Consider the following 15,194-nt stretch of genomic DNA (forward strand, 5'->3'; position numbering starts at 1 on the left):
CTTCCCGGCCGGCGTGGTCTAGGCCGGTGAGCTGATCGCCGTCCGCCGTGGTTCGGTCACCGTGACGGTGGCCGCGGGCGGGCTGTCACAGTCTGCAACCGTCAGGCTCAGCTGACCTCACAGTGACCTCAGAGCTGGTGGCCGAAGGGCATCCGGGCACCGGGATCGGCCGGCTCCGGCGTCACCCTCAGCACGGCTCCGACGACGCTCGGACGGTGATCAGGAAGAGTCACGACCAGGGCGTCGTCGGTCCGCGTCCACTCAAGATCACCGTCGTGGCCGAGCAGCTCCACCGACGCGATGCCGGCATCCAGGTGTCCGGACGCCGTGCCGAGCGCCTCGATCCGGGCGATGCCGTCGGTCGGCCAGTCGAGCAGGGTCGCGTACAGCCGCTGGTTGCCGTAGCGCTCCTGGACGGTGAAGCGGATGTCGGCGCTGGTGAAGCGGCGTTCGGCACTGTCGATGAAGGAGCCGTCGGCCTGGCCGGTGGGTCCCTCGGCGGCGATCACCCAGGGCCGGGAGCCGTAGATCGCCTGGCCGTTGACCTGCAACCAGTCGCCGATCCCGGTCAGCAGGCCCTGTTCCTCCTCGGCGATCGTGCCGTCGGACTTCGGGCCGATGTTGAGCAGCAGCACGCCGTTCTTGGCGACCACGTCGACCAGTTCGGCGATCAGCTCAGGCAGTGTCTTGTACTGCTGGTCGGGGATCCAGCTCCAGGACGTCCGGCCGACGGAGGTGTCGTTCTGCCAGACGTCGGGGTAGACCGAGGCCATCGCGCCGCGCTCCAGGTCCAGCACCGCGGTGCCCGGCGCGAAGGCCTTCCACTTGTACTGGATCACCACGCCCCGGCCCCATCCGGCCGCGACGTTGTAGTAGTACGCCGCCAGCTTGCGCAGCCACGGCTCGAAGGCCGGCTGCTCGATCCACCAGTCGAACCAGAGCACCTGCGGCTGGTACTTGTCGATCAACTCGATGGTTCGCAGGAACCAGTCGATCACGTAGGCGTCGTTGGGAGCCAGCTCCTCGCGCTGGGCCGGGCCGTAGAAGTCGGCGAAGGCCGGATCGCGCACGTCGGAGTCGAAGCGGCTACCGCCGTTCAGGAAGAACCAGTGCTCGGCCCGGTGCGAGGAGACGCCCAGCACCAGCCACTGATCGCGGACGGCCTGACCAAGATCACCGACGATGTCGCGATGCGGGCCGATCGTGGTGGTGTTCCAGCGGGAGCGTTCGGTGGCATACATGGCGAGGCCGTCGTGGTGCTCGGCGACCGGCACGACGAACTGCGCCCCGGCCTTCTTGAACAGGCTCACCCAGGCCTGCGGGTCCCAGCGTTCGGCGGTGAAGCTCGGCAGGAAGTCCTTGTAGCCGAATTCGGCATGATCGCCGTAGGTTTCGCGGTGGTGGGCGAATTCCGGCGAGCCTTCCAGATACATGTTCCGCGGATACCACTCATTGCCGAAGGCGGGAACGGTGTATGCGCCCCAGTGCAGGAAGACGCCGAATTTGGCGTCGCGGAACCAGTCGGGGACCTGATAGTCGGCCAGCGACTCCCAGGTCGCGGCGAACGGGCCGGCGGCGATCACCTCGTCGACCCGCGCCAATTCGGCTTGATCATCTTTTGGCGGTACGGGATCCGGCCAGATCGTGTCGGTCGGAGCTACCTCGTTGTTACTCACAAGATCATTCTCGTGGACGTCATGGCGGCAGTCGACGGCGGGTCTCTCCCGATCGACAGCTGCGACGCTGTGGGCGGTGCCGCCGTCAGGCGTGGTATCTCCTGAGCTCGGCGATCACCGAGTTGTAGCGCTCCTCGTCGAGAGCGCCGCCGGTTCGTCGTACGGCCTTCAGCGGCACCTGGAGCAGACGATCGAGGCGGACCTCCGAGGCCCGGTGTCGGGAATCCCAGTCACCCGAGCCGATGTCCATCCAGTGCCGGCCCCAATGCGCCTCCTGCGCCGCGTCGCGATCATGATCCTTGGAGGTCATCTGGATGACCACCGCGGAGTCGCCGATCCGGGCCAGCACCAGCACCGGCCGGTCCTTACCCTGCTGCGGATCGTCCTCGTAGGGCACCCAGGTCCACACCACTTCGCCGGGATCGGGAAGATCATCCGGATGGGGTGCATACCGCAGCGGCGGCAGGCCGAGTCGTTCGGCGTCGTACCCGACCGTGTGGTCGACAGTCGGACCGGCGGTGTGATCAACGCCGCGATCGACAGCCGGGATCGGGGTCGGCTTGCGGCCGAATGCCTTGCCGACGGTACGCAGCGTCCGGTGCCAGAGCGAAGCCATGCCGTGAGTATCGCCGATCGAGGCTCACGGCACACTGGTGGCGTGACGAGTCCGGACGAACGCCCTTGGCCTCAGACCGCCGAAGTGCTGATGCGGAGCCGGTTCGAGGCGTTCCGAGACGGCGACGCAGCGTGGCTGCTGGCGTCCTGGCACCGGTCGACGCGACCGAGGACGCTCGACCTCAGCGACAATCCGCGGTGGCGCGGGCTGCAGATCCTCGACACCGTGGCCGGTGGTCCGGACGATGATCGGGGGATCGTCGAATTCCGTGCGACGTATCTCGTCGACCGCGGCGGGGTCGAGATCATGCAGGAGCGATCGGAGTTCGTCCGCGAGGGCGGCCGTTGGTACTACCTGCGAGAGGTGTGACGAGCAATGTCGGTACCTGACGCCATCGATCACGAGGAATCCGAGCGTTTCAGCGAGCGGCTGCGTGAGCGTGTGTACGTGGGGTTCACAGTCCTCGCTGTGCTGCTCGCGTTGTCGATCCACGCCGAGCAGACCGCCCCCGGAATGGCCGCTCTGACGCTCTTCATCACGGTGCTGGGCATCCTGCTCGCCGGGCTGGGAGCGGATCTGATCGCCTACACCGTCGCCCATGCGGCCGTTCCCGATCGGCGGGAGGTCGGGCAGATGATCCGGGTTGCCGGTGGGGCGCTGCTGTCCGTGGTCGTGCCGATGATCTTGATCGGGCTCTCGGGTCTCGGCGTGATCCGGCTGGCCCGGGCGTTGACGATCTCCCAGATCGTGATCATGGTCACCCTCGGGGTGATTGCTCTGATCGCCCTGCGCCGGGTGCCCCTGCCGCTGTGGCAACGAGCAGCTCTGGTGGCGACGTTGATGGCGATCGGTGCCTTCGCCGTCGTCCTCGAGCTGGTGGCGCACCTGCTGTGAGCCGTTTCCCTTGCAGGCTTCCTGTATTGGTCGGTGACGATTCTGCCGGATTCAGCGCCGATCGCGACGTGCTGCGCTCCGGCGGGCCAACAGCCAACCGGCCACACCACCCATGACGAACAGGACCGTCATGACCGCCCAGAGCGGCATCGAGACCAACGGGACGATGAGCCGGATCTCCACCCGTTCGCGGTTCTCGATGATGAAGATCACGGCCAGCACGATGAGGACGCCCGCGATCACTTGCCGCGGGGTGACACGGGGGCCGGTGCGTTCGGCGCGCGGGCCCTGCGATGCGACGTTGGCCATACCGGCAGTATGCCCCTGTCAGGCAGATGCCGCGCCCTACGATGGCGCGATGGTTTGTCTCGCACCCGACGACGTTGCCGGCGGCTGCCTAACCCGGATCGGGCGATGAGGATCTGGTCGATCCACCCGCAGCACCTCGACCGCCAGGCGCTGATCGCCTGCTGGCGCGAAACCCTGCTGGCCCAGGCGGTGCTCGCCGGCCGGACGAAGGGCTACACGGCGCATCCGCAGCTCACCCGGTTCCGCACCCTGCCGAGTCCCGGCTCGGCGGTCGGCGCCTACCTGACCGGCCTGGCTGACGAGGCCGATCATCGCGGCTACCACTTCGACCGGACGCGGATCATCACGCCGGGGACCGCCGAGCCGATCCTTCAGGTGACCGACGGACAGGTCGCGTACGAGTGGGGGCACCTGATCGCCAAGCTCGAGCAGCGCAGCCCGGACGTCTGGATACGCTGGCGGGAAGCAGCACCCGAAGCGCATCCGATCTTCGAGGTCGTGCCCGGTCCGATCGCGGACTGGGAGCGGCCTGGATGACGAAAGCTGCAGCGGGAGATCCGGCGCGCGGCGACCCTGGACGGGACGCCGACCGAGCACGGGGACGATCCGGTATCGCTCCGAGCTGGTCAACCTCATGATCGAGCACTCGCGCACCGCGTGGCAGTGCGGGCGCTGCTGGTGCGGACGTCTTCGCGGGTGTTCAGGCCTGGCGGTCCACCGCGACCTCCGGTTCGCGCCCGTGCAGGCGGACGAAGTGAGCTATCAATTCATCTTCCGTGACGGTCCCGCCGTCGAGGATCCGCTGCAGGTACGGGCGCAGCCAGCCGGCCTCGGCATGGTCGAAATGTTCGACCCACTTGTCGCTGAGCGCTTCTGCGACGCTGGTGGTCGTCCCCACCGCGCTGAACGTAACGCCTTCACCGATGGCCACCTCGGCTGGTGCGGGTTCGACGCTGACATCGACATAAAAGGGGTAGAGATAGGGCTCTCCTACCTTCCAGAAGAGTCGGTTCGACGCAAGCTGGAGCCATCTGCGGTGCTGGCTGGTCATCGGCTCCACTCCACCATGAGCATCATGTCTGCGCTTTCTCTTCGGCCGCCACTCGCGCTTTCTCGCGTGATGATCAAGCACAAGGATGGCGGATCGGGAGGCCAGTTCACGCAGGACGACGGATGGTCTGACAGCCGGCCGGGGTTGAGCGGTTCCTCAGCCGCGGGACACGTGCCGTTCACGCGGCTAGGTCAGGGTCGTATCGATCACTGAACTGACGCCGGCAGACGGGTGGGTCGCAATGGCAGGGCTGGATTCGGTCGAGCACGTCGTGGTGTTGATGATGGAGAACCGCTCCTTCGACCACATGCTCGGCTTCCTGTACACCGACGCGGGCAACAAGTCGCCGAACGGGGATGCGTACGAGGGATTGTCCGGGACGGAGACGGCCCAGGGCAGCGACGGGAAGCCGGTGCAGGTGTTCCGGCTGACGCCCCAGACGAAAGATCTGTACTTCTATCCGGGCGCCGATCCGGGCGAGGGCTGGGCGGCGACGAACAACCAACTCTGGGGTTCGAGCGACGCTCCGGCCAACGGCATCGTGCCGCCGATGTCGGGATTCGTGACCGACTACGCGCAGGCGATCAAGGACAACAAGTCGAAGGGTTGGTACGTCTTCGACGGCACCGACGAGAGCTGGATGATGGGCTGCTACACACCGGAAACGCTGCCGGTGCTGTCTGCGCTCGCCAAGGGCTACGCGGTGTGTGATCACTGGTTCGGCTCCGCGCCGACCATGACGATGCCGAACCGGGCGTTCCTCTGTGCCGGCACCAGCCAGGGCCACATGGACGACAAGACCAAGAAATTCACCTGCCCGTCGATCTTCGGCTCGATGACCAAGGCAAACGTGTCGTGGAAGATCTACGGCTACAACGCCGCTCCGTTGACCAAGTCGGACTTCCCGGACACCAGCAGTGCGCCCGATGCGAACTTCGGACACTTCGACGACTTCCAGGCCGATGCCAAGGCGGGCAAGCTGGCGTCGTACACCTTCCTGGAGCCGTCGTGGTCCTCCGACGGAAACTCCCAACTACAACGTGACTCTGGGCGAGCAGATGCTGCTGGACACCTACCGTGCGCTGCACGACGGACCCTACTGGGACAGCACGTTGTTGATCATCACCTACGACGAGCACGGCGGCTGTTTTGATCATGTTCCAGCACAGTGGGGTGCGACGCCGCCCGATGCCACGGCAGGTGAGTACGGCTTCGACTTCACCCGCTTCGGGCCGCGGGTGCCGACGATCTTGGTCAGCCCGCTGATCCCGGCCGGAAGTGTTTCCGGGTGCCGGAGGGGTCGACGCCGCTCGATCACACGTCGGTGCTGGCGACGCTGGAACGGCGGTTCGGTCTGGATCCGCTCACCAAGCGCGATGCTGCGGCGCCGGATGTCGGTGCAGCGCTGACCCTGACCACCCCGCGCGACGACGATCCGCTCTCCGGTGTCACAGCGCCGACGGCGCCGACGAATCCGACCGGGTTGATCGAGCAGCCGTCACACCTGCAGGAGATCCAGGCGGCATTGATCGCCGATGATCATGGGATCCCGCAGAGCAGTCTCGACGGCCTGCACAGCAACGCCGACTACAGCCAGCTGCGTACGGCAGGCCCGTTGTCGCAGATGCGCTGGGATCCCCACCATGGCAGCTCCCAAACTCCCGGCGCAGCGCCTCATCGTTCGGGCTCCTACGCCGCGGCCGATGTGCTGACGGCGTTCGCGGAGGTGTTCCACAGCCGGCGCCGCATCGTCCTGTCGCGACACCAGGGACTGGTTGCATGGGTGCCGGGCCCGTCCGCTCCGGCTGCTCGATCTGACGCCTCCCGTTGCACCGGCAGACACGTCGTGGTCGTCGCGCAATGGCGCTTCGGCATCGTTGGACTCAGCTGTGAAGCCGACCTGCCGGGCCTGGGCGCGGGCTGTCGCCGACACCTGGCCCACCGACCTGGACGGTCTCTACGTGCGTTCGACAGTGACAGGGCAGCCCATGATGGTCCTGTTTGCGCCGGCCGCGACGAGTTTCCCGCCGGATCCGGCGTTCTCGCGGCGACTCGACGATCCGGTTGTTGCTGCGGTCGCGGTGCGGATCGCCAACTCTCTGGACTGGCGACCGCCGATAGTTGGGTGAGTGGCGAACTGCTGATGGAGATGTGCCCAGAGTCCGCGGAGGCACTCATGCACTCTCGGTTCCAGACGTTCCGCGACGGCGACAGTGACCGACGGCTGCCGTCGTGGCATCCGTCGACGCGGTGTGGAGATCACGCAGGAGCGGGCGCTGCGACCCCTGGGCGTCGCCCGCCAGGCGACATCAGGAGACATGTAGTCGCGCGGTTGGTCTTCCCGATCCGCCGAACACGAGCGATCATAATTAACGGCACCAGTTAATTATGACAATGTGTCATGCTGGACGTGTGACCATAACTTTCGGGCTCGATCCCGTACGGGCTGAGGTCAACGCGCTTATCGAGCGTATGCGCGCCGGCGAGGTCATTGACAGCATGCAGGAGCGCAAGAGCGTCGACCTCAAGGAAGAGGCAGGGCGACGCGGGCGAGATGGGGCAATCAAGGCAGGAGACCCTGAGAACGAGCAAGCTGCTCAAAAGCTCGCCGCAGAGGCAGCGTGCATGGCCAACACCCCCGGGGGAGGTGCGTTGATCGTGGGTGTTGGCGACGACGGGACCCTGATCGGCGCAGACCTCGATGCCGAGTGGCTTCGGCAACGGATCTATCAGGTCACGCAGCGGCTTCTTACAGTCGACGTCTCGGAAGTCGACGTGTGTGGAACGCGGCTTCTTGTCGTCATCTCTCCCTATGCCGTCGAGCCTGTACGCATCAACAATCGGATCACCTGGCGCGTCAATGACGGCTGCGTTGAGGTCGATGGTGCGACCTGGCATGCACGACGGATGCAGACACTCAAGTACGACTGGTCCGGTGACGCATCGAGCATCCCGAGCTCTGCCGTACGTCCTCAAGCCCTGGCTGTCGCGCGGGACTTTCTACTTGCCAGCGGCGACGCAGGCGCGGAAGACCTCGCCCAAGCAAGCGACTCCCAGCTCCTGCGACGGCTCAACGTCGTCACCGAAGCCGGATTCCTCACCCACGGTGGTGCGCTGGCGTTTGTCGGGCGCGATACGCCGAGCTTGGACTACATCCACAGGGAGTACGCGGGAGGGGACAGCACGGCACGGGTACGGCGCCCCGACCGCTCGCTACTTGAGGAGCTGTCCGAGGTCTTCCTGACTATGGATGCCCACAACACGATCCGACACGTGCAATCGGGTCTGATCGTGCGCCAGGTTCGCGACATTCCCGTTCTTGCGGCTCGCGAGGCGGTCGTCAATGGGGTGGCTCATCGCGAGTGGGGACTTCCGTCGCCGACAGTCGTCGAGCACGTTGGTCGTACGCTCCGCGTCACGAGCCCGGGTGGCTTCTACGGGGGTGTCAATGAATCCAACATCATCACCCATCCGTCGCAGTCGAGAAACCCCGCGCTCACTCAGTTGCTCGCTGACCTGAGGGTCGCCGAACGTGAAGGCATTGGCGTGGACCGCATGGTCCGGGAGATGATCCGGGTGGGACACCAGCCTCCCGCGATCCGCGAGATCAGCGGTCCGTTTGTGCGGACGTCGTTGGTGGGGGATGCGCTGGACGAAGGTTGGATGGCCTGGCTCAGCGGCATTGTGCCTGCGGAGGATTCGTCGGACGTGTCGTCGCTGTTGCTGCTGCGTCATCTGGTCACGACCGGGTGGGTCGACGAGGAGGCTGCAGTCCCGATCATCCAGCTCCCGGTCGAGGAGACGCGGGGCGCGATTCTGAAGCTCACGCACGCCCGGGTGAACGGCTCACCGCTTCTTCAGCAGGTCGACGGCGTTCCCGCGGGAACGCCGAGTGCATGGCGCCTCGGTCCGGGGGCGCTCGACGATCTCCTCGCCAAGGACCGGGTAGCCGGTCACCATCGTGAGCTGCCGAGTCGCTCGGCGATCGCTCGATCCTATGCTGAGGCGCGCGGCCGTATTAGCAGCACGGAGCTCGGATCCCTGGTCGGCGCGACGGGCACCAATGTCGGTTCAATTCTCAAGGCACTGTCCAACGACGGTGTGCTTGTGCCCTCGAACCCGACCGGCCGTGGCCGCGGCTTCTACTACCGGTGGGTGGCGACTTCACCGGCGGTCGACGAGCGTTGATGAGCATCCAGGAGCGTGGGTGCGGATCGTGAGCCCGCTCGTGGTTAGTTATGACGAGGCTCAGAGCGGGTACTTACCCATAATTAACTGGGTCCGTTGATTATGGTCTGAGCTGTGCGCCCCTGGCGCAACAGCCAGACCGGTTCGGTGAGTAGGTCGCCTGGGTCATGATCTCTTCTTCGCCCGGGAGGACCGCGGCGACGTGATCTTGGATGCGTCGGCGGCCTCGGCCTGCAGGCCTGCGATCAGTGTGTCGACAAGGAATCGGTAGCTATCGCCGGCATCGCGCTCCAACTGGAAGGCGCCGCCGATCTCCAGACTGACGAAGCCGTGGACGATGCTGCGCAGCGCACGGACCGCATCGACCGCCCGCTCACCGCTCAACTCGAATCCGGCGACGGCGTCGTACAAGATCGCCACGGCTTCGTCGCCCACGGCCACGTAGTCCTCGTCGTCGGCACCGGGCGCCCGGACGGTGGCGGCGTACCGGCCGGGATGGGCGAGGACCCACTTCCGATACGCGTCCGCGATCGCGCGGACCGCATCCACACCGGACCGTCCGACGGCCGCCCGGGCCAGTGCCACTCCAAGATCGCGAGTGGCTTGCAGGCCGATGCCGCGCTGGACCGCGTCCAGCGACTCGACGTGCTTGTAGAGCGAGGGGGTGCGTACGCCCAGCCGCTCGGCCAGCACGCCCATGGTGACGCCCTGCAGGCCGACCTCGTCAGCGAGGTCCGCCCCAGCGGCGATGACCGCGGTCAGGCCGAGCCCGGCCCTAGGCATTGACGGACTCCACGAACGATTGGATGAGACCGACCACCTTGTCCGGGAACTGCACCTGCGGGTAGTGACCCGCCCCGGTGATCATCTCGAGTCGTCCGACACCGGTCGGCATCGCGGCCACGATGGCCTCGCCCTCGGCCTTCGGGTCACCCCAGTCGGGGTCGAGCGTGCCCATGATCACCAACGTCGGGCAGTGCACATTGGGAAGTTGGGCTCCCGCGTCGGCGGCGCTGTTCATCTGCTTCTGCAGTGCCTTCATCCGGCCAGGCTCGCGCAGCATCGCATCGGTGCGTTCGAGGCTCGCCGCCCAGTCGGCCGGCCGCGGCTCGGGCGTGGCGACCTCCAGATACTTCCGCCACTGCTTGTGGCTGCCGAACATCGCGACGCCGGCGATGGCCAACCCGCCCTTGCGGTAACGGGACACACCAAGATCACGCAGCGAGTACTGCACCTTGCGGGTGAACGGCGCCAGCTCGACAACGGCGGTCACCAGCGAGGGCGCGGTGGCCGCCACGATCGTCGCGGCACCGCCCGAGATCGAATGGCCGACCAGCACCGCCGGGCCGCCCAGGTGCTCGATCAGGGCGATCAGGTCGCTAGCGATGTCCGTGCGGGTGTATGACGGCCAGGTCGCGCTCGACTCGCCGCTGCCGCGCAGGTCGACCGTCGCGACCCGGTAGCCGGCCGCAACCAGCTCCGGCGCCACGAACCGGTACGCGTCACGGCTCTGGCCGATCCCGTGGACCAGCACCATCAGCGGCCCGGAACCGGCTACCTCGTAGGCGATCGTGCCGCCCTCGACCTTCAGGAACTCAGTCATCTCAAAACCTCCTGGCTATTGTTGTTAGCTAAAAGCTAATTGGATTAGCCAGGACCGTCAAGGGCCATGCGGGACCAGAAGGGGGCAGGTTCGTATCCTTGAGTTGATCGGTCGGCAATTAAAGGTTATGGGCTTATCCTTTCATCGGGATGCGTTCGATGAAAGGTAACTACTGATGGCTACGTGGGAGGAAGCTCACTGGCAGTCCAGCCTCGACTCCGGTGTCCCGAAGGTCGACCGACGCTCCGGTACCTATCATCGGTACGTTCCCGATTCGATTGACGGCCTCGGGCTGGCCGTCGATGGCGAAGTGTCCAGGCGGGCCAACCAGGTCGAGAGGCGCATCCGGGCGCTCAACGGGTCAGGAGCCGAGGGCCTCGCCGGGATCGCGAGATTCCTGTTGCGCTCCGAGGCGATCGCAAGCTCTCGTATCGAGGGAATCGCCCCATCGGCGCAGCAGGTGGCGCTGGCTGAGCTCGGGCAGTCCGAGACCGTCCGGGGCATCAGTGAGCAGGCGCAACTTGTCGCCAACAACATGACGATCGTGCGACGCGCAACTACCGACCTGGTTGCGGCTGACTCGTTGACGGTCGATCACATCGTTGAGCTCCAGCGATCGCTGCTTCCGGACGAGCCACAGCATCACGGCTTACGGACCGTGCAGAACTGGATCGGCTCCTCGAGCTGGTCGCCCATCGGGGCGGCGTTCGTTCCGCCGGCCCCGGAGCGAGTCCCGACGCTGATGACAGACCTTGTCGACTATCTCAATGGCGCCGCGCACGCTCCGCTCATCCAGGCGGCCGTGATCCACGCCCAGTTCGAGACCATTCACCCCTTCACGGACGGGAACGGCCGGGTCGGCCGCGCCCTCATCCATACGGTCCTGGCGCGCCGGGGCATCATGGACAATGCGGTACTCCCGATCAGCCTTGTCCTCGCCACACTGCGGGACCGGTACGTCACAGGTCTGACGGCGTTCCGCCACGCGGCGGCATCCGGCAGTGCGGAGGCGAATGCGGCAATCAACGATTGGCTTCGGACCTTCGTGGATGCCGCAGCGATCGCGGCGGAGCAGTCTGGAAACCTTGGCAGCAGCATCGAGGAACTGCGCGACACATGGGCAGAACGTGTCACTGCCCACCGAACTGCGGCTGGTCTGCGGCCGGTACCTCGTACGGATTCCGCTACGGCCAGGCTGTTGCACCTGCTTCCCGAAGCGCCTGTGGTCACAGCAACAACGCTCGCCAGGATCCTCGGCGTCTCGTATCCGGCTGCCAGCTCTGCGCTTGACGAGCTGAAGCAGGCCGGGGTCCTCGTCACGAGGTCGATCGAGCGAGGGGCGAAGGCCTACATCGCCCGCGAGGTTCTCGATCTCGTGACGCTGTCCGAGCGGTCCCTCGCCAGTACGCAGTTCGACACTCGTGCGACGCCCCCGATCCGGGCAGTGCCGGCTCGTCCGCAACCCTGAGCGGCAGCGCTACAGGGACAGCAGTCGGTCGACCAGGCTGTTGACGTAGTCCGGAGTGAGGGGTCCCGCACCGAAGAGGACTCGGATGTACATCGGCGCCAGCAGGACATCCAGCACGTCGAGTGTCGTAGGCGTCTTCTCGCCACGGTCCCGGGCCGGGGCCAGCATCTGGTCGATCTGGTCGGCGCGGACGGCCAGATATTGATCGCGGGCCGTCTCGCCGTCCGGGCCGGCTGACAGCGCGGCCGTGACCGTACGCAGGACCGCAAGCCCGTCCGGGCCGTGGATGTCGGCGGCCACCTTGGCGGCGTACGTACGCAGGTCGGTCTCGAGACTGCCGGTCGACGGCAGGGGCGAGTCGACTGTCAGTTGGTTGACCACCGCCTCCATCAGCAGCGCCTCGAGCGTGCCCCAGCGCCGGTAGATGGTGGTGTCGGCAACGCCGGCCCGCTCGGCGACCTCCCCGACGGTGAATGCGCCGTAGCCGCGTTCGGCCGTGAGTTGCCGGACGGCCTGGAAGACGGCGGCCTGGACGCGTGAGCTGCGCCCGCCCGGGCGTCGCTTCGGCTCCTCTGTGCTCATGTCCTCACCTTAACGCAGTTGTCAGTTGCGTTTTGGTCAGGCCTGCTCTATGGTCTTCTTAAAGCCGCTCACAACTGCATTAGGAGCAGACATGAAGCCGATGTTCTTTCCCGACGATTCCCAGTTCTGGTACGAGACCCTGCGCACGCTCGGGCACATCACCTATGGCGGTGGCGACTTCGGGGAGGTCGCGTACACCAGCCAGCGCATCACCGCCGGCGACTACGACAGCTGGCACGACGAATGGCTCGCCACCGCCGACCGGGTCGCGGGCTACGCGCGGACGACGTCCGGGGTCAGCGCCCGGGACGCGTACCTGCGGGCCTCCAACTACTACCGGTCGGCCGAGTTCTTCCTGCACAGCAGCGCCGGTGACCCGCGGATCCAGCACGCGTACGAGCTGTCCGTCCAGTGCTTCCGGGAGTTCGCGGCGCTGTCCACGCCGGCGATCGAGCCGATCGAGATCCCGTACGAGGGCACGACCCTGCCCGGCTACCTCTACCGGCCGGCCACCGATGGTGTCCCGCGGCCGACGATCGTCATGCACAACGGATTCGACGGTACGGCCGAGGAGATGCACTTCTTCGGCGCGGCCGCCGCCGCGGAGCGCGGCTACACCGTGCTCGTCTTCGACGGCCCGGGCCAGCCCGGAACGCTGCACAAGCAGGGACTGACGTTCCGGCCGGACTGGGAGAAGGTGGTCACGCCAGTGATTGACTACGCCGTGGAGATTCCGGAGATCGACCATGATCGAATCGCGTTGCTCGGCGTCAGCATGGGCGGCTACCTGGCGCCGCGAGCCGCTGCCTACGACCACCGGATCGCGGCCCTGATCGCGCTCGACGGGGTGTACGACCTCGGCGACATCAGTACGTCACCGCTGCCGATGCCTCGCGAGGAGGCTGAACGCCGGCTGCGGTCTCCCGATGACCCGGAGCTCGACGCGGGCCTTGCGGCCGCGATGGCCAGTTCGCCGATGATCCGCTGGTCGATGGAACACGGCATGTACGCGCTCGGCGCCCCGACCCCGCGGGCCTTCGCTGCCGCCTACCTCGACTACAACCTGCGCGACGGTGTCGCTGAGCTGATCACCTGCCCCACGCTGGTGTGCGCGGGCCAGGAGGACGGTTTCTTCGCCGGCCAGCCGGAGAAGCTGTACGCCGCACTGACCTGCCCGAAGGAGTTGCTGGCCTTCACCGCGGAGGACGGCGGCGAAGCACACTGCCAGTCCGGTGCCCAGCGGTACGCGGTCGGTCGGATCTACGACTGGCTGGCCAAGGCTATGCCGGCCGCTCAGTGAGGTCCTAGCCTCAGCGTTGTGGCGACAATCGCGGACGAGATCCTTAGAGCCTTGGAGTTGTTCGGACCTCTTGATGACGACGTGCTGACCCGCCTCCGGGTTGTTCCCAGGTCAAGCCGCGAAGGTACGCCGGGCGGGACGGCAAGATCGTCAACGCCGTGATCGATAGTTCACTTCCGACAGACACCCGAGCGAACGCGCGGATCCGACGCCTTCAGCGGCGTGCGACGCGATCAAGGAAGACGAGGTCAAGAGCGCGATGGTCGCCCACCTCGAAGCACGCGACTATCACGTCGAGGTCGCGTGGGGACGCGCGCGTGGGATTGACATCGAGGCCCCGACGCGGCGATCACCGGCTCGTGATTGAGGCCAAAGTACAGGTCTCTACCGCCGGCCCCAGCAGGTCAACTACTTCCTTGGGGCGCTCGGAGAACTGCTCCAACGCATGGGTGATCCGGGGCGACGTACGGACTGGCTCTTCCTGACCATCGGCAATACCGCGGGCTCGTACGGCGGCTGCCGGAGCTGGCGCGTCAGCGTCTCGGGCTTATTGTCTACTTCGTGTCCCGCAACGGCGACGCGTTCACGGTGGAAGAGGATCAGGCGGAGACGTCACATGATGACCCAGGTCTCGAGGCCTACTGGTAGGGGTCGCTGTCTGGGCTGCGTCGATCGCCGGATATATCCGCTCCTCCGGACACCATCGGGATGATCACTCCATCTTCGAGCTAACTTTGTGGTTCACCCACATAGAGTGTCCGTCTGCGGTTTAATTGCCACGTGGCGCAGCTGGTCTATATCGATGAAACAGGTTCAGTTGGGAAGGGCGCGAGCATGCAGCCCCTGCTGACGCTCGTGGCCGTGATCGTCGAAGAGGGCCAAGTCCAACCTCTTGCCGAGGAGTTCCGCAATCTTGCTAGACGGCACCTAGGTCACTTGCCGAACGACTTTGAACTGCACGGTAACGAGATTTGGGGCGGGTCCAACCAGTGGTCCACCAAGTCTCCTGGTGAGCTCATTGCCGTTTACGAGGATGCAATCGCCGCTTTGGGAACCTTCAACGTCGACGTCTCGCATGCCACCATCCACAAGCAGCGCCTGCACGATCGATATAATGGCTGGGCAGACGGCAATGCCTACTTACTCGCGCTCCAGTTCCTGTTGGAGAAGCTTGACAGCTACTATCCACAGTCGAACAAGATCCTCATTGCGGATGAGCAAAAGGAGCATCAGTTGCGCGCGGTGAAGATGGTCGCCGACATGCAGGAGTGGCGTGGCGGGCAGGTGCCGGGTGCCAAACTCAAGACCGTCATCGACTCGATGCACTTCGTCAGTTCGCATGCGAGCCCCGGTGTGCAACTGGCCGACCTCGTTGCGTTCGCGCTGCAGCGAAAGTGGAACCAACGAGACGCACATCCGGAGTCAGTTTCGGTCTTGGACCGGATCACCTCGGCTATCAACGAGCGGACCCTGACCTGGAGAGCGGCCTGGCCGGCGGTCTAACGTC

The 15,194-nt window shown here is 65.8% G+C and carries 17 protein-coding genes; 10 read left to right on the forward strand and 7 right to left on the reverse strand.

The window, feature by feature from the left end:
• Positions 1–128 precede the first annotated feature (128 nt).
• A complete protein-coding gene (locus IEY07_RS14575; RefSeq protein WP_229670131.1) occupies positions 129–1,676 on the reverse strand; it encodes an alpha-L-fucosidase in 1,548 nt (515 codons plus the stop codon).
• 85 nt (positions 1,677–1,761) lie between these two features.
• Positions 1,762–2,292 (reverse strand): type II toxin-antitoxin system PemK/MazF family toxin, encoded by a 531-nt coding sequence (locus tag IEY07_RS14580; protein WP_188896125.1) that lies wholly within the window; start codon positions 2,290–2,292, stop codon positions 1,762–1,764.
• A gap of 42 nt (positions 2,293–2,334) precedes the next feature.
• Between IEY07_RS14580 and IEY07_RS14585 the strand changes: the two genes are divergently transcribed.
• Together IEY07_RS14585 and IEY07_RS14590 are read left to right on the forward strand one after the other, a co-directional pair.
• Positions 2,335–2,661 (forward strand): YchJ family protein, encoded by a 327-nt coding sequence (locus IEY07_RS14585; RefSeq protein ID WP_229670132.1) that lies wholly within the window; start codon positions 2,335–2,337, stop codon positions 2,659–2,661.
• Positions 2,662–2,667: 6 nt separating this feature from the next.
• On the forward strand, positions 2,668–3,186 hold the full coding sequence (locus tag IEY07_RS14590; RefSeq protein ID WP_188896126.1) for a hypothetical protein: 519 nt from the start codon (positions 2,668–2,670) through the stop codon (positions 3,184–3,186).
• Positions 3,187–3,237: 51 nt separating this feature from the next.
• Here IEY07_RS14590 and IEY07_RS14595 read toward each other — a convergent pair whose 3' ends face one another.
• Complete coding sequence (locus tag IEY07_RS14595; protein WP_188896127.1) at positions 3,238–3,495, reverse strand: LapA family protein; 258 nt, start codon at positions 3,493–3,495, stop codon at positions 3,238–3,240.
• Positions 3,496–3,600: 105 nt separating this feature from the next.
• On the opposite strand from IEY07_RS14595, the gene IEY07_RS14600 reads away from it, so the two are divergent.
• Complete coding sequence (locus IEY07_RS14600) at positions 3,601–4,032, forward strand: pyrimidine dimer DNA glycosylase/endonuclease V (RefSeq protein WP_188896128.1); 432 nt, start codon at positions 3,601–3,603, stop codon at positions 4,030–4,032.
• A gap of 163 nt (positions 4,033–4,195) precedes the next feature.
• On the opposite strand, the gene IEY07_RS14605 is transcribed toward IEY07_RS14600, so the two are convergent.
• Positions 4,196–4,546: a hypothetical protein gene (locus IEY07_RS14605; protein ID WP_188896129.1), complete on the reverse strand. Its 351-nt coding sequence runs from the start codon at positions 4,544–4,546 to the stop codon at positions 4,196–4,198.
• A gap of 241 nt (positions 4,547–4,787) precedes the next feature.
• On the opposite strand from IEY07_RS14605, the gene IEY07_RS14610 reads away from it, so the two are divergent.
• From IEY07_RS14610 to IEY07_RS14615, 4 genes are read left to right on the forward strand one after another with little or no spacing between them, the layout of a single operon-like run.
• Entirely contained in the window at positions 4,788–5,699 is a 912-nt protein-coding gene (locus tag IEY07_RS14610; RefSeq protein WP_229670133.1) for an alkaline phosphatase family protein, read from the forward strand.
• Positions 5,605–5,955: an alkaline phosphatase family protein gene (locus IEY07_RS24785; protein WP_373288856.1), complete on the forward strand. Its 351-nt coding sequence runs from the start codon at positions 5,605–5,607 to the stop codon at positions 5,953–5,955. Before IEY07_RS14610 ends, IEY07_RS24785 begins: the two co-directional genes overlap by 95 nt.
• Positions 5,871–6,932, forward strand: coding sequence for a hypothetical protein (locus tag IEY07_RS24210; protein WP_373288857.1), 1,062 nt, complete (start codon positions 5,871–5,873; stop codon positions 6,930–6,932). The genes IEY07_RS24785 and IEY07_RS24210 overlap by 85 nt, the downstream gene beginning before the upstream one ends.
• 26 nt (positions 6,933–6,958) lie before the next feature.
• Positions 6,959–8,734 carry an RNA/DNA-binding domain-containing protein gene (locus IEY07_RS14615; RefSeq protein ID WP_188896130.1) on the forward strand — a complete coding sequence of 592 codons (1,776 nt, stop codon included), beginning with the start codon at positions 6,959–6,961 and terminating at the stop codon, positions 8,732–8,734.
• Between the two features lie 165 nt (positions 8,735–8,899).
• Here IEY07_RS14615 and IEY07_RS14620 read toward each other — a convergent pair whose 3' ends face one another.
• Both IEY07_RS14620 and IEY07_RS14625 read right to left on the reverse strand, forming a co-directional pair.
• Positions 8,900–9,517, reverse strand: a complete 618-nt coding sequence (locus tag IEY07_RS14620) for a TetR/AcrR family transcriptional regulator (protein ID WP_188896131.1) — start codon at positions 9,515–9,517, stop codon at positions 8,900–8,902.
• On the reverse strand, positions 9,510–10,337 hold the full coding sequence (locus IEY07_RS14625) for an alpha/beta fold hydrolase (protein ID WP_188896132.1): 828 nt from the start codon (positions 10,335–10,337) through the stop codon (positions 9,510–9,512). The genes IEY07_RS14620 and IEY07_RS14625 overlap by 8 nt, the downstream gene beginning before the upstream one ends.
• 175 nt (positions 10,338–10,512) lie before the next feature.
• On the opposite strand from IEY07_RS14625, the gene IEY07_RS14630 reads away from it, so the two are divergent.
• Positions 10,513–11,805, forward strand: a complete 1,293-nt coding sequence (locus IEY07_RS14630; RefSeq protein ID WP_188896133.1) for a Fic family protein — start codon at positions 10,513–10,515, stop codon at positions 11,803–11,805.
• Positions 11,806–11,814: 9 nt separating this feature from the next.
• Here the strand turns inward: IEY07_RS14630 and IEY07_RS14635 are convergent, their stop codons facing one another.
• Positions 11,815–12,387, reverse strand: coding sequence for a TetR/AcrR family transcriptional regulator (locus IEY07_RS14635; RefSeq protein ID WP_188896134.1), 573 nt, complete (start codon positions 12,385–12,387; stop codon positions 11,815–11,817).
• A 91-nt stretch (positions 12,388–12,478) separates the two neighbouring features.
• On the opposite strand from IEY07_RS14635, the gene IEY07_RS14640 reads away from it, so the two are divergent.
• Positions 12,479–13,687 carry an alpha/beta hydrolase family protein gene (locus IEY07_RS14640; RefSeq protein ID WP_188896135.1) on the forward strand — a complete coding sequence of 403 codons (1,209 nt, stop codon included), beginning with the start codon at positions 12,479–12,481 and terminating at the stop codon, positions 13,685–13,687.
• A 780-nt stretch (positions 13,688–14,467) separates the two neighbouring features.
• A complete protein-coding gene (locus IEY07_RS14645) occupies positions 14,468–15,190 on the forward strand; it encodes a DUF3800 domain-containing protein (RefSeq protein ID WP_188896136.1) in 723 nt (240 codons plus the stop codon).
• Positions 15,191–15,194 lie beyond the last annotated feature (4 nt).

Origin of the sequence: Microlunatus endophyticus (assembly GCF_014646195.1) — a bacterium.
Taxonomy (GTDB): domain Bacteria; phylum Actinomycetota; class Actinomycetes; order Propionibacteriales; family Propionibacteriaceae; genus Microlunatus; species Microlunatus endophyticus.

Coding starts and splice junctions, on each gene's coding strand:
- IEY07_RS14580 (WP_188896125.1), bottom strand. CDS start 2,292: ATGGCTTCGCTCTGGCACCGGACGCTGCGTACCGTCGGCAAGGCATTC.
- IEY07_RS14590 (WP_188896126.1), top strand. CDS start 2,668: ATGTCGGTACCTGACGCCATCGATCACGAGGAATCCGAGCGTTTCAGC.
- IEY07_RS14595 (WP_188896127.1), bottom strand. CDS start 3,495: ATGGCCAACGTCGCATCGCAGGGCCCGCGCGCCGAACGCACCGGCCCC.
- IEY07_RS14600 (WP_188896128.1), top strand. CDS start 3,601: ATGAGGATCTGGTCGATCCACCCGCAGCACCTCGACCGCCAGGCGCTG.
- IEY07_RS14605 (WP_188896129.1), bottom strand. CDS start 4,546: ATGACCAGCCAGCACCGCAGATGGCTCCAGCTTGCGTCGAACCGACTC.
- IEY07_RS14610 (WP_229670133.1), top strand. CDS start 4,788: ATGGCAGGGCTGGATTCGGTCGAGCACGTCGTGGTGTTGATGATGGAG.
- IEY07_RS24785 (WP_373288856.1), top strand. CDS start 5,605: ATGCTGCTGGACACCTACCGTGCGCTGCACGACGGACCCTACTGGGAC.
- IEY07_RS14620 (WP_188896131.1), bottom strand. CDS start 9,517: ATGCCTAGGGCCGGGCTCGGCCTGACCGCGGTCATCGCCGCTGGGGCG.
- IEY07_RS14625 (WP_188896132.1), bottom strand. CDS start 10,337: ATGACTGAGTTCCTGAAGGTCGAGGGCGGCACGATCGCCTACGAGGTA.
- IEY07_RS14630 (WP_188896133.1), top strand. CDS start 10,513: ATGGCTACGTGGGAGGAAGCTCACTGGCAGTCCAGCCTCGACTCCGGT.
- IEY07_RS14635 (WP_188896134.1), bottom strand. CDS start 12,387: ATGAGCACAGAGGAGCCGAAGCGACGCCCGGGCGGGCGCAGCTCACGC.
- IEY07_RS14640 (WP_188896135.1), top strand. CDS start 12,479: ATGAAGCCGATGTTCTTTCCCGACGATTCCCAGTTCTGGTACGAGACC.